Source organism: Cytobacillus sp. MT66, from assembly GCF_058792595.1.
In genome coordinates this window covers 119524-132854 of record NZ_JBXAFB010000005.1, presented here as the reverse complement: position 1 = coordinate 132854, position 13331 = coordinate 119524, and the positions used below count along the sequence as shown (strand labels likewise).

Annotated in this window: 13 protein-coding genes, 1 other RNA gene and 3 pseudogenes; 4 read left to right on the top strand and 13 right to left on the bottom strand. The window is 41.1% G+C overall.

The features are described from left to right. Positions 1-14: 14 nt before the first annotated feature. From spoIIIAC to spoIIIAA, 3 genes are read right to left on the bottom strand one after another with little or no spacing between them, the layout of a single operon-like run. Positions 15-221 carry a stage III sporulation protein AC gene (gene spoIIIAC / locus AC1Q59_RS11035; protein WP_009794945.1) on the bottom strand — a complete coding sequence of 69 codons (207 nt, stop codon included), beginning with the start codon at positions 219-221 and terminating at the stop codon, positions 15-17. A gap of 45 nt (positions 222-266) precedes the next feature. Continuing rightward, positions 267-782, bottom strand: a complete 516-nt coding sequence (gene spoIIIAB, locus AC1Q59_RS11030; RefSeq protein ID WP_492365874.1) for a stage III sporulation protein SpoIIIAB — start codon at positions 780-782, stop codon at positions 267-269. A 1-nt stretch (position 783) separates the two neighbouring features. Beyond that, positions 784-1713 carry a stage III sporulation protein AA gene (gene spoIIIAA, locus AC1Q59_RS11025; protein ID WP_492365873.1) on the bottom strand — a complete coding sequence of 310 codons (930 nt, stop codon included), beginning with the start codon at positions 1711-1713 and terminating at the stop codon, positions 784-786. Between the two features lie 216 nt (positions 1714-1929). Here spoIIIAA and AC1Q59_RS11020 point away from each other — a divergent pair, with 216 nt between their 5' ends. Beyond that, positions 1930-2595 carry an SIMPL domain-containing protein gene (locus AC1Q59_RS11020; protein ID WP_492365872.1) on the top strand — a complete coding sequence of 222 codons (666 nt, stop codon included), beginning with the start codon at positions 1930-1932 and terminating at the stop codon, positions 2593-2595. A gap of 89 nt (positions 2596-2684) precedes the next feature. On the opposite strand, the gene ssrS is transcribed toward AC1Q59_RS11020, so the two are convergent. Beyond that, positions 2685-2867: non-coding RNA, 6S RNA (ssrS, locus tag AC1Q59_RS11015), on the bottom strand. Between the two features lie 143 nt (positions 2868-3010). Here ssrS and AC1Q59_RS11010 point away from each other — a divergent pair. Then, entirely contained in the window at positions 3011-3181 is a 171-nt protein-coding gene (locus tag AC1Q59_RS11010) for a hypothetical protein (RefSeq protein WP_492365871.1), read from the top strand. Between the two features lie 128 nt (positions 3182-3309). Here the strand turns inward: AC1Q59_RS11010 and efp are convergent, their stop codons facing one another. The 3 genes from efp to AC1Q59_RS10995 all read right to left on the bottom strand — a co-directional run bounded on the left by efp (position 3310) and on the right by AC1Q59_RS10995 (position 5674). Next, positions 3310-3867 carry an elongation factor P gene (efp, locus tag AC1Q59_RS11005; RefSeq protein ID WP_492365870.1) on the bottom strand — a complete coding sequence of 186 codons (558 nt, stop codon included), beginning with the start codon at positions 3865-3867 and terminating at the stop codon, positions 3310-3312. Between the two features lie 101 nt (positions 3868-3968). Beyond that, a complete protein-coding gene (locus AC1Q59_RS11000; protein WP_492365869.1) occupies positions 3969-5030 on the bottom strand; it encodes a M24 family metallopeptidase in 1062 nt (353 codons plus the stop codon). Positions 5031-5128: 98 nt separating this feature from the next. Continuing rightward, entirely contained in the window at positions 5129-5674 is a 546-nt protein-coding gene (locus AC1Q59_RS10995; RefSeq protein ID WP_492366084.1) for a YqhR family membrane protein, read from the bottom strand. Between the two features lie 278 nt (positions 5675-5952). Between AC1Q59_RS10995 and AC1Q59_RS10990 the strand changes: the two genes are divergently transcribed. Together AC1Q59_RS10990 and AC1Q59_RS10985 are read left to right on the top strand one after the other, a co-directional pair. Beyond that, a complete protein-coding gene (locus AC1Q59_RS10990) occupies positions 5953-6900 on the top strand; it encodes a DUF1385 domain-containing protein (protein ID WP_492365868.1) in 948 nt (315 codons plus the stop codon). A 96-nt stretch (positions 6901-6996) separates the two neighbouring features. Then, entirely contained in the window at positions 6997-7365 is a 369-nt protein-coding gene (locus AC1Q59_RS10985; RefSeq protein WP_492366083.1) for an SA1362 family protein, read from the top strand. Between the two features lie 80 nt (positions 7366-7445). On the opposite strand, the gene AC1Q59_RS10980 is transcribed toward AC1Q59_RS10985, so the two are convergent. The 6 genes and pseudogenes from AC1Q59_RS10980 to cudC form a co-directional block, all read right to left on the bottom strand. Next, complete coding sequence (locus AC1Q59_RS10980; protein ID WP_492365867.1) at positions 7446-8330, bottom strand: patatin-like phospholipase family protein; 885 nt, start codon at positions 8328-8330, stop codon at positions 7446-7448. A gap of 138 nt (positions 8331-8468) precedes the next feature. Continuing rightward, positions 8469-9590: pseudogene (locus tag AC1Q59_RS10975) on the bottom strand (ribonucleotide reductase barrel domain-containing protein); the annotation flags it as partial. Between the two features lie 259 nt (positions 9591-9849). Beyond that, positions 9850-10491: pseudogene (locus AC1Q59_RS10970) on the bottom strand (ribonucleotide reductase barrel domain-containing protein); the annotation flags it as partial. 264 nt (positions 10492-10755) lie between these two features. Then, positions 10756-11529, bottom strand: a complete 774-nt coding sequence (locus AC1Q59_RS10965) for an HNH endonuclease (RefSeq protein ID WP_492365866.1) — start codon at positions 11527-11529, stop codon at positions 10756-10758. A 75-nt stretch (positions 11530-11604) separates the two neighbouring features. Further along, a pseudogene (locus tag AC1Q59_RS10960) lies at positions 11605-12423 on the bottom strand (ribonucleotide reductase barrel domain-containing protein); the annotation flags it as partial. Between the two features lie 357 nt (positions 12424-12780). Then, positions 12781-13323 (bottom strand): choline uptake/conversion transcriptional regulator CudC, encoded by a 543-nt coding sequence (gene cudC / locus AC1Q59_RS10955; RefSeq protein WP_492365865.1) that lies wholly within the window; start codon positions 13321-13323, stop codon positions 12781-12783. Positions 13324-13331 lie beyond the last annotated feature (8 nt).

Sequence of the window (13331 nt, the reverse complement as noted above, 5' to 3'; positions counted from 1 at the left end):
GGTGAGCCCTCCTTTTAGCCTTGAAATAGAAAGACGGATTTAATTTTTTGGAAGAGGTCGTCCACAATGGAGGCAACCATGAACAAAATGTAGATAAATCCAAATAATGTGACCCATTGGGCATATTCTTTTTTTCCAACCTGATCGAGAATGGTGTGAAGGAATGCGACGACAATTCCGACACCGGCAATTTTAAAAATAATATCTACCTCTAAGCCCATAAATTCTCCTCCTAAACTATTAAGCGCTTGTACAGTTGTTCTGCTCTATATTAATAAAATCACCAAAAGCAGGCCTGAAAGGAAACCGAGGCTTTTCACCATTTTTTCATACCGTGCCTGCTTGTCTCTGGCATCCGCTTCTTCTCTTTCCAGATGGGTCAAGGTCAGCATGATCTGCTTTTGCTGCGAATGGCGGTCATGCCTGCCAAGGGTCTCCCCAAATTGCTTCATGATTTCAAATTCACTTTGCTTTAAAGCGGTGAGTTTCCATATTTCCTTTAGGCTTTCTTCCCAAGCATCCTTCACGGTTGTTTCGGAATATGTCAGCTTTTTAGCAAATGCAGCAAAAAATTGCGATAATGGCTTAGAAGTTTGCGCAGACAGCCTTCTGGCCGCCTCATGAAGAGGGGTGTGTCCATACATAATTTCCGCTTCTAATGATTGCAGTGCTGATTTAAGCTGACGCAGCTGCCGGGGCCGTGCAGTCAAAGTTTTTGCCGCTTCAAATCCTCCCCAAGTGGATGCAACAATGATGATGATCGCACCGATTAATTTGATCATTTTATGTCACTCTCACTTCGTACAGAATTTCTTTTCCGCTTCCATCCTTTATACTTGCCACCGTTCCAGGGCCTTTTTTTCGATTTAGTTCGATGTAGCGCTGGAAATTTGCCATTTCAAGGATAGGCTTTAGTGTCGGCCGTTTTTGGATATCCCCTAAAGAATAGCCGTGTGTCGTTGTGATTAATTTAATTCCGGCATTGATGGCTTCCATGATCGCATCGGCATCTTCTTTTCTGCCAATTTCATCAACGATTAGCACATCGGGGCTCATCGAACGAATCATCATCATCATGCCTTCTGCTTTTGGACAGGCATCAAGCACATCAATGCGCGGCCCAAAGGTCATTTGCGGTATTCCGCTGACACTGCCTGCTATTTCGGACCGTTCATCAATAATCCCGACCTTATAAGGAGGTAAGCTCCTATGTTCGTCCCCGCTTGAAATGATTCTTGCGATATCTCTGAGCAAGGTTGTTTTTCCTGTCTGAGGCGGGCCGATAATCATCGTGTGATACCAGGATTGATCACGATTCAATAGGAGCGGAACTAATTGATTGGCAATGCCAATTTTCTCTCTGGCAATCCGGATGTTAAAAGAAGAAATATCGCGGATTGCTTTCACTTTGCTTTCTTCGAGAATCACCTTACCGGCCAATCCGACACGGTGGCCGCCCTCTATCGTGATATAGCCTCGCTTGAGCTCCTCTTCCAATGTATAAATGGAAAAATGGCTGATTTTATTTAGCAGATGGACGGCATCATCCGGTTTTACGATGTAGGGTAAAAATTGCGGGACACCCTTTATCGTTAACTCAATGGGCCGATGGATTCGGATCCGGATTTCTTCGAGCTCTGCTAACTTGACAGGAGGGATGTTCAACAGCTGGTCTGCAATGGTTTTCGGCAAAAAGGCTAGAATCGTATCCAAGTCACTGTGCCTCCTATTATTTTTCTTATAGTATTTAGCAGTCCTAGTTTTTGGTTCTATCAAGTTGATGGACTAGCTTTTCTACTTAAAATGTATGCCCGCAAACAAACAATATGACTTTTCTTTTATTGTTTTTCATCCGAATGTGCATGCTCCAATCACTTTTGCCGTACTTATAAATGATGGAAATAATACAAAAAAACGGGGGAGAAGTATATGTACTATCAACAGCCAGGATACCGGCATCTTCATGCAGACCGAAGGAAACATAAAATAAGGGTTTTTGGAGAAGGAAAAGTAACGGCTGAACCCGATCAGGCAAAGGTTACCTTGGGCGCAGTAACAGAGGATATTTCGTTAGAAGCCGCGCAAAGGGAAAATGCTGAGATTATTTCGGCCATTAAAAGCGCGTTAAATACAGCAGGGATCCCGGATGATGGGATTCAAACTATCAATTATTCGATTTTTCCACAATATGATTATGTAGATGGCAAACAGGAATTCCGGGGATATCGAGTCGAACACATGCTGCAAATTACGGTCAAGGATATAGATAGCGTGGGAATGATCGTGGATACCGCTGTGAAAAATGGGGCCAATCAGGTTTCTGGCATTCAATTTTCTGTTGAAGATACTGGCGCCTATCAACAGCTTGCTCTCTCACTGGCCGTAGCAGATGCCTATGAAAAGGCAGAAACCATCGCAAAAACCCTTGGGGTGACCCTCAACCCGACTCCTTTAAAAGTAAGCGAAACAGCCGTTGGGGAAGGAGGACCTATCCCATACCAGACCACCGCCTTTGTCAAAGCAGCGGCCACAACCCCAATCCAGCCAGGAACCCTCGAAATCCAAAGTCAAGTAACAGCAGAGTTTGAATACTAAGCAGGACGCGGGGACAGGCCCCTTGTCCTTCCAGATAACGGAAACAAAAAAAGCAACAACCATTAAAGGTTGTTGCTTTTGAACTCTTATATATAGCCGCTGTTGCCGCCGTCTTATATGGAGTTTCATACCTGCTCCGCCAGGTGGGTGTTCTCAATTTCTTTCGCAATCGTCCTCAGCCATGGAGGCATGTTGTTCCGGAAATGATTTTGAACTCCCTAAATTGATTCAATGGTTGAAACTTCATATACTAGCGAACAATGCAGCTTGTTTGTACTCTTATATTACCCGAATACCCGATGTTTTACAAGTGGAAATCAATGTCACTGCGTAAGTTTCATAAACTGCGCCCCACTTTAAAATAATAAAATTAGGTTCAAAGATGGGCCAAATATTTCTAAAGGGGCTATAAGATATGACAATTAGAGACCGGGGAGACATCAATTCAAAAGAAAAAAACGCAAGGGCAAGCTACCTGGGCGGTGCCCGCAGCAACCAAACGCCAGCCACCTCAAACCCTGACTACAACAGCGCTAACAACACAAACATCTCACCAGGCGCAGAAGGAAGAAACCCAACACGGTAACGCGTTAAACCACCGGGGGCCTGACCCCCAGTGCGTTAATGCGGTGAACCAGCGGGGGTCAGGCCCCCAGTGCGTTAATGCACTAAAAAAACCCGAAAGGACAACTTGTCCTTTCGGGTTTTTAGTTATTAAGCGCGGGATACATAGGAACCGTCGTCTGTGTTGACGATAAGTCTGTCGCCTTGGTTAACGAAGAATGGAACTTGGACGATGATGCCAGTTTCCATTTTTGCAGGCTTGGAGCCGCCGGAAGCTGTGTCTCCTTTAATGCCTGGCTCTGTTTCAATTACTTCTAATTCAACTGTATTTGGAAGCTCGACACCTAGTGTTTCTCCCTGGTACATCATGATATGAACTTCCATGTTTTCTTTAAGGAATTTCAATTCATGTTCGATAGAGTTTGCAGGCAATTCAATTTGCTCATAGGATTCGTTGTCCATGAATACATGGGAATCGCCGTTTGCATATAGATATTGCATTCTGCGATTGTCAATTTGTGCTTTGCCTACTTTTTCACCAGCACGAAATGTTTTTTCCTGAATTGCACCATTACGCAGATTACGAAGCTTTGAGCGCACAAATGCTGCACCTTTTCCTGGCTTAACATGCTGGAAATCCATTACGCGCCAAATGCCGCCGTCTACCTCAATGGTTAAACCTGTCCGAAAGTCGTTAACAGAAATCATGTAAAAATCCTCCTAATTCTAACCTCAAGTTTTAAAAAGGAACGCTATCACCCTTTAAAGCATTACCGCGCCGGGGGACAGGCCCCCGTTGCTTTAAAGTGTTAAAGAATAATCAGTTCCTTTGTTGAATGTGTCAGCGCTTCATTGTGCTCTTTTGTAATCAATGTGTCATCTTCAATTCGTACTCCGCCTAATCCAGGTATGTAAATGCCAGGTTCACATGTAACGACCATGCCAGGTTCTAAAATAATATCAGATCTAAATGATAGGGCAGGTCCTTCATGCACTTCCAGTCCAATGCCGTGGCCTGTAGAGTGTCCGAAATATTCACCATAGCCTTTTTCCGTAATATAATCACGCGTTAAGGCATCTGCTTCCTTCCCTGTCATTCCAGGCTTGAATCCTTTCATGCCGCGCAATTGCGCTTCAAGAACGATATCATAAATTTCCTTTAGCTTCGCATCCGGCTGGCCGACTGCCAATGTACGGGTAATATCCGAAACATAGCCATTATAATAGGCACCATAGTCTAATGTCACCATATCGCCTTTTTCAATCACTTTATCACTTGCCACGCCATGCGGCAGTGCCGAACGGAAACCAGAAGCGACGATTGTATCAAAAGATGATGAAACTGCGCCGGCTTTTCTCATAAAAAACTCTAATTCATTCGAAACTTCAAGCTCTGTTAAGCCTGGGCGAATAAATTCAAGGATATGTTTGTATGCAGCGTCTGCAATCTTCGCTGCTTCCTTTAATATATTAATCTCTGCTTCAGTCTTAATCAAGCGCAACTTTTCAATTTCGCCAGAAACAGGCACTAATTCACCTTCTACGGCTTTTTCATAGGCTTTGTATGCTGAAAAAGTCAGGTAATCTTCCTCGAATCCCAGCTTTTTAATGCCTAAGTTCTTTGCCTGCTTAGCAACCTCCTCCGGGATTGAGCCGGTATGCTTGACAATTTCGTAGCCTTCACATTGCTTAGAAGCCTGTTCAATATAGCGGAAATCTGTGATAAATTGTGCGCTTTCCCCTGATATCAAAACCACACCTGCTGAACCAGTGAAGTTTGTCATGTAGCGGCGGTTATATGGGCTTGTAATAAGCATTCCATCCATGCCTAATTTTTCAATAATGGCACGAAGTTTTTGTAATTTTTCCATCAGACCCTCTCCCCTTGTCATTGAATCGTTTCCAAAAAGTCACAAGAACATTTTATCATAAATGAATTCTTTTCCAACGAAAATTGTCTAGGCCACTTTTAGCCAGATGGCGCATCTTGCTCTTCTTTTTCCCTCTTTTCTGCATATTTTCGTTCAGCTTCCTCATAGGAAATAGAATATCCAACAAATACACCATATAATATATATAAACATACGGTTGTAATAATGGTGTCCCTTCCCAATTCATTGATTGGACTTATGCTTGGAAAAATGGGATTTAACACAAAAAACACCAGGAGGAACAGTATGACTCCATAAGCAACTCCTGCCCACATGCTGTAAAACTTTCGTAACGTGCCATAATAAATAAGTGCCGCTAAAATAGAGATTACCCCAATCAAAAGGAGGGAAATAACTGTTCCAAGCCAGCCCGACTTCCAATCTCCTATTGTCCAAGGTTCTAAGATCACTCTAGGATGGATTTCCGTCAAATTGATGGTATGTGCCAAATAGCCAAGCCCACTCCAAAAGACACCTCCAATTAACCCGGTTAAAATAACCAGTGTCATAAATGTCATTGGCTCTTCTCTTTCTCTTTGTCCGGAATCTTGCTTTTCTTCTTCAGCCAATTTCAACACCTCCATTCCTATTATGTCCATGACCTTTTATTACCTTGCATCCAAAAAATTAGAATTAAAAAACGGGAATAAACATCACTCTTCATAAATTCGTTAAAAAGAAGGATCCTTCCTAGAGGTTTTTTCGCTTTTTTAGTAGAATAAATATAGGTATATACAGCTTTTGATGGATACCTCTAAAAGTACGCCAGATCTTTTGAACAATTCATTGGCCTATGCTTAAAGTTCAACGTCGAATTAGCTGTTTCATTCCGAGTTTAATTTATAGGTTGGTGTAAACTTCTATGTCAAATAATCAAAAGCCAGCATACGGAGGCCAGGCCGTTGTAGAAGGCGTTATGTTTGGCGGCAAGTATCATTATGTTACAGCCGTCCGCCGCAAAGATCATTCCATCGAATATTTTGAGCTTCCGAGAAAGTCAAACCCGACATTGCAAGCACTGAAAAAAATTCCGTTTCTTCGTGGGATTATAGCTATTATTGAGGCCAGTGCAAATGGTTCTAAGCATTTGAATTTTTCCTCTGAACGCTATGATTTAGACCCGAGTGAGGATTATAAGCTTCAAGAACAGCAGGAGAGCTCAAAGCTGACAATGTGGCTTGGAGTAGCAGCCATTGGGGTCCTTTCCTTTATTTTTGGGAAATTCATCTTCACACTCGTCCCCGTTTTTTTAGCTGCACTAACAAAGCCGATTTTTTCCAGCGATTTATCGCAAATTTTGGTTGAAGGCCTTTTTAAACTGCTGCTGTTGCTCTGTTATATTTATTTTGTCTCGCTTACGCCCATTATAAAAAGGGTGTTTCAATACCATGGAGCTGAGCATAAGGTAATCAATGCTTACGAAAGCGGTATGGAATTAACCATTGAAAATGTGCAAGCCTCATCGCGCCTGCATTATCGATGCGGAAGCAGCTTCATCTTATTTACGGTTATTGTTGGTGTGTTTGTTTATTTGCTTGTACCGACAGAGCCGCTATATGTCAGGGTCCTAAACCGAATTGCCTTAATACCGGTTGTTTTGGGGATTTCCTTTGAAGTTCTTCAATTAACAAATAAAGTAAGAGACATTCCTGTTCTGAAATATTTAGGTCTTCCAGGCCTGTGGCTTCAGCTTCTCACCACAAAGGAGCCAAAGGATGATCAGGTCGAAGTTGCCATCTTATCTTTTAAGCAGCTATTAAAAAAAGAAAGAGAAGCAGAGGAACGAATAAAAACAGAAGGAATTGTGTAATACTTTAAATGGTTAGAAAGTGATAAATTTCCGTGAATTAGTTTAAAAGCTTGCAAATATGCTCATCATGCTCATAGGGAGGTGGCTTTCTTGAAAATGAGGATCTCTAGTATAGTAATCTCCGTTCTAATTGGCTTGGCCGTTTTTGGATTGGCCGTTGGCATGATTACGAATCCTGCCGGCTTTTTTCAAAGATTAGCAGTCATTGCATTAGTAGGGGCTGTTATTTTCTTCATAGTTCGTCGGCTTTATGGAGCTAATCCCAAAAAGCGTGATCAGCGTGCATTTGTTCGAGCAGCAAAAAGATCGAAGAAACGGTTCCAGCAAAGTACAGTGAAGGACAATCTTCGTAAAGGCAGTGCTAGTTCCATTACATCCCTAAGAAAAATGAGAAAAAAATCCTCTGTTCATTTAACAGTGATCGAAGGGAAAAAAGGCAAAAAGAAGGATCGAGCTTCCCTTTAATTCTCGATCCTCTAAGCTTATTGCGGAGCAATCGGAGTGCTTTAACCGATTGCTTTTATTTTTTCAAACACTGTTCCTTTCTAATAGCACCATTGGGAAAAGAATTGCTTTGCATAGGTTTCCCCCAATTGAATGAGTTCCTTTTTCTTCTCCTCTGTCATTTCGAATTCAGTTGCCAATAGACCGTCTGTCGGAATAAACACAATATTTTTTGCGTGTTTTCTTGAAATATAGCGATCATCATGGGCATCCTTCATCGTTTCAAACAGAGCTTCATACATTTGGATGGCATTTTTTATTTTATTTTTCGGACTGTGTATGATGCTGTGACTGAGCTTGACACCTAATACGGGGCGGACCTTTTTCACATTTTCCTGATCAAATAGCCACATGGGAAAATTGCTTAACACACCGCCATCAACAATTATATTTGGAGATTTTCCTTCGTACAGCTTGACAGGTTCAAAAAAATACGGCAGACTGCAGCTCATTCTTATTGCTTTGGCTACAGGAAAAGAGCCTGGGTCAATTCCATATTTGACAAGGTCATCAGGCAAAACAACGAGCTGGCCATTTGTTAAATCCGAAGCAATGACCCTTAATGTCTGCGGCGGCAGATCAGAGAATTTATAGATTCCTCTTCTTGCCAAATGGTGGGCAACCCATTTTTCCAGCTCATCCCCTTTGTATCTGCCAAGGCGCCAATAAACGAGAAGCCATTTCGTCAGATTAAAAGGCAAATAGGTTTTTCGCTCATCCAAAAAACTTTTCAAATCGAGTTCATCAATCATCTGATAAATTTCCTCACTCGTATAGTTCGCGGCAATTAGGGCTGCCATAATAGAACCTGCACTGGTTCCAGCAACCCTTTTAAAACGAAAGCCCCTTCTCTCAATCTCGCGGTGAGCCCCAATAATGGCAAACCCCTTAATTCCCCCGCCGGAAAAAACCCCGTCCACATACATAGGCAGCCACTCCCGTCGTTGTACTTGATTTATTAATAATCACCTAATGGAGAAAATAGTACTTTGGACGAGGAGAAAATTGTATGGAAGCATCCACAAAAAAAGAAGATGGATCTCTCCACCTTCTTTAGATTCATATTATAATCCGCATTTTAGCTGTGCGTTACAGTTTGTACATGTGTTACAGCCGCCAATTTCTTCAACGCTTCCTTTGCGGCAAACTGGGCAAATATTTCCTACCTCGTTGCCAATCGTTACGTTTGTTGAGCGAAGATCGTTAATGGTATCAACTAGTACTACATGCGCTTTTGCCTTTTCTTTTTTCTCAAAGGACGAATCATCAAAGCTGTTTTCCTCTGCCTTTAAAGTAAGAACTTGGGAATCGCGTGAGCCATCAACATATACAGTACCGCCTTTTGCACCGCCGCGGTATAGGCGCTCGTATACCTTTTCAACCTGCTCCACACTGTAGCCTTTTGGTGCATTCACCGTCTTACTGATCGAACTGTCAATCCAGCGCTGAATCACACATTGAACATCTGCATGCGCTTCAGGAGCTAAGTCCATTGCAGCTACAAACCATTTAGGAAGATTATTTGGATCTGCTTCTGGATTATTATCTAAATACTCTTGAACAATATCTGCTTTGACTTCAATGAACTTGCCTAGTCGGCCGCTTCTGAAGTATGAGAATGAGAAATAAGGTTCAAGGCCTGTTGACACGCCAACCATTGTCCCAGTGGATCCAGTCGGAGCAACGGTCAGTAAATGTGAATTGCGAATTCCATTTTCTAAAATAGATTCACGGATATCTTCAGGCATTTTTTTCATGTAGCCTGTTTCGATAAAGGCTTGGCGAAGTCTATTTGTTTCTTCTTCTGTTTCGCCTGTTAAGAATGGAAAGCTTCCTTTTTCTTTGGCAAGCTCTACGGATGCACGATAAGCAGTCGTTGCAATTGTTTCGAATACCTTATCAACGAGCTTATTGCTTTCTTCTGAACCGTATTCGGATTCACAGTAGATTAATAGGTCATGCAGTCCCATTACTCCAAGGCCGACACGGCGTTCGCCAAGGGCCTGCTTTTTATTTTCTTCTAAGAAGTAAGGCGTAGCGTTAATAACGTTATCCTGCATTCTAACGCCAACTTCTACAGTTTTCTTAAGCTTTTCAAAGTTAACGGTTTTTGTTTCTTTATCTGCCATTTCTGCTAAGTTCACGGCAGCTAAGTTACAAACACTGAATGGTGCGAGAGGCTGTTCCATTTTGTTATCCTAAAGGCTTTTTATCCTCTAGTTCTTACAGTTCAGTTTCCTGTAAGGTCGGCATATCTTTTCATTGTGTAGGATCAACACAACGCTGCGGCCTCGTGGATGGATTATATTCTGCAATGTTTTACAGGTTCACCATCTATGCTCTGCCCCTGACTACCTTTTTATAGATAATCTTCGGTTCGGATTCCCATCTCAGGGTTCCCGCTTCATTCCGCAGTTTTTAACGTGAGGCAAACTAAGCTACTCTACCACACGGATTTGTCGCTACAACCTTTTGTCCATAAGCTTTTGCGTTTGTCATATCATTCGCATTATCGATGAAGAAAATGCCTGGCTCTGCTGAATAGGTTGCGCAAATATTGATTAGGTTCCAAAGCTCTTTCGCTTTGATTTTACGATATACTCTAACCTTATTGCCTAGTTTTTCCCATTCACGAACATCACCGATCTTGTGCCATTCTTCATTATAATGTTGCATTTCTTCTTTATTATAGCCTTCCACATCTGGGAAGCGGAGCTCGTACTCTGCATCATTTTCTACTGCTTCCATAAATTCTTTAGTTAGGCAGACGGAAATGTTTGCACCTGTTAAGAATTCAGAGTTGTGTACAGAATATGTTCCTCCAGTTGCAAGACTTTCCTCAGCATCACTAATAATCTTTTCACTGAAGCCGCCATAGCCAGGAATATGTTTATAGTTAATAATTCCTTGATACATTGCAATCTCTTGTTCAGTAAAAGGTGTGAATTTCAGCTTTTCTTTTGCATATTTTTTGATGGTCTCATCATTTGTTGTTTCAAGCAAGAATCGTAAAATTCTTGGGTTTTGCATTTTCGAAATAATAAATTCGATGATGTCAGGATGCCACGTATTTACCGTCCCTTTCAGGATATTATGCTGCATTTGCAGCCGGACTAGACTATATCATCACCCTCAGCATTATCTGTTAGGGGCCGGGCGCTAATGAGAGATTATTGTTGGGACTCACTCTCTAGTCGTTGAACCTTCGCCATTACCTTTTGCCCAATGACGCTTGGCTGCAGATTGTCCAATGCAGACAATTTTTAAGCATTCACGCTCACCGTTTCCAGTCACGTTGTAGCTTGTCTGCCTCTAAGGAGTTTCCTGCAATTCACCCGATTTTCTTGTCATTCATCTCTGAACGACGCGGACTAGTGCATCTATAAATTGCTCTTCTTTACCGTATGTCAGCTCGTGACATTTCCTACATAATGTTATTCCATTATCTATATCAAATTGCTTTTCAGGATACTTCTTTTTAGGATAAATATGATGGGCCGCTATATCCCTTGATCTAGAGTTGCAGTCAGGCATTTTACAACGATATCCATCTCTAAGGTAAACTTTTTTTCTCCACTCTTTATACTCTGCAGAATCTGTAATATCTTCAGCTTCAACTCTGTTTTTTCTCAAATACTCAATATAGCAGCTATAACTGCAATATCTTCTTTTCGCTTTAACATATAGAGAAAATACCTTTTCATTTTTCCTATTACAATTCAAGCAGTAAAAAGGGACTCGATTTTTTATTCTAGACTTCTTAATTTTTAGCAAAGATTGTGCAGAGTGTTTTTTTCCTCTTCTTGGAGCACCTTTGTCTATATCCTCATGACCTCTTAACTCCCAGCCAAAGTACAGAACCCGATCTAGAATCGTTGTATAGCTTACCCCTAATTCATCTGCAATTACGGTATATCCTTTTTTCTTTACTATATACTCTTCAAAAAGCCAATCCTTGTTATCGTAGATTTTACTACCAAGTTTTAACGGAGTCTTTCTTATTCCAAATCTTCTAAGACATCCTTTGACTTTTGTTTTTGAGTATCCATATTCATTAGCAATTTGAGTAGTTGTCTGGTTTTCAATTATATATTTCCGGTAAAGTAGCTCCCTTGTAAGATCCATAGATACACCCCTTTTACAGGAACGTTTGTTCTATTTTTATCTTAACAAGAGAACAGCAAATTGTCTATTAATTTAATCCGCCAACATTATCATCTGAGCACCCCTGCGGGATCCCCCTTGCTCCACAAGATGTGTAAGCTTTGCAATATCATCCAGCCATGAAACCGATCCGGATGATTTGCCGTTTACGCCTTTTGCCAATGTGTTGCGCGGTCTTAGCGTTGAGCCGTTCGTTCCTACTCCGCCGCCGCGGCTCATGATCTCCATGACCTGTTTGCGGTGTTCAGAAATACCTTCGCGTGAGTCTTGAACAAAAGGCATAACGTAACAGTTGAAGTAGGTTACGTCTGTTTCCGCTCCCGCTCCATATAGCACGCGTCCAGCAGGAATGAAGTTCAGGCTCACAAGTTCTTCGTAGAACTTTTCAAACCATTCTTGTTTCTTCTCTTCTGTTTCTTCAACAGAAGCAAGGCCTGTTGCATTACGTTTAGCAATTTGCTCATAAAAAAGCTCCAGCGGTTTTTCAATTACGTCCAGAGATCTCTTGATGATGCCTGTTTGGGCCTCTTCTGGGTCATCAAGCACTCCTCTATAATCTTCTTCCACTAGAACGGTTGCAGCCTTATTTTCCCAATCAATATCTACAATATAGCCTAAGCCTCTTGCTGGAAATTTCGGATCTTCTTTAATGGTAAGTACAACAAAGTCCCCACTAGTCAAAGTAATTTTTTCTGTATCCTTAAATGTATATCTGTCGAGCATGACCAAACGGGAAACTCCTTTGTGGGTCAGCTTCATATCAGAGGTGATTGGATGAACTTGAGGAAATAAACGGATGTCCTTGTTTAATCGGTCAATGTTCACACTCATTTTTTGTCCTAATGCTACAGACATTTTCACAACTCCTTCAAATAATATATTCAATTTTAAAGTAGATTCTTTGTGAGTCTATCTTGATGTAATAACATTACGTTATCATATAGAATTAGTAAAATCAATAAATAAAACTATATATAGTACCGAAAATATTTTCGACACCACTACATATTGTGTTCGATTCATGTTATTTCTTTTTTGTCAAAATCAAAAAAAACTAGAAACGAGAGATAATAAAAGAGAATCATAGATTAATGACAGATTTAGATTAATTTCAACAAATTTTACGGCTTGCACTGTGGTCAGGAAAACAATTCCAATCAAGGGAACCTTTGCAAATACAAAACGGACGCCGATAGCGTGCGTCCGCTGCATTTATTCATTTTCACCTGTTTTAGGAATAAAATCAAATATTTTTCCTGATTCGAAGCAATCAACGACCCGGTTAAGCCAGTCATAATACTCAAGTGCACTTTTCATTTTTTCTATATCAATCATTGCCTCCGACTTTACGTCTTCGCTTACATTCTCGTCATTCATAATTTTTTCAAGCTCGGTGATCGCCTTAGTCATTGCTGACATATTCATTGTCACACCAGAACGCCACTTAATTGTAAAGAAATCAATAAAGGTTTGATACCAGTCTTCCTCGGCTTGATATAAATCCTTCCTTGTTCCCTTCTTCCATACTTTTTCAACCATTTTTAACTCTAATAAATGACGAATAGAAGTGCTCATGCTAGTTTTGCTCATCCCAAGCTCTTCCTTCATTTCATCCAGGGTCATAGGCTGATTATGAAAATATAGCATTCCATATAGGCGGCCAATTGAATCAGTTACACCATATAAGTTCATATTATTGGCAATCGTTTCAATTACTCGTTCACGAACACGCTCAAGCTGTTCTTTTCCATCCATTACTACTT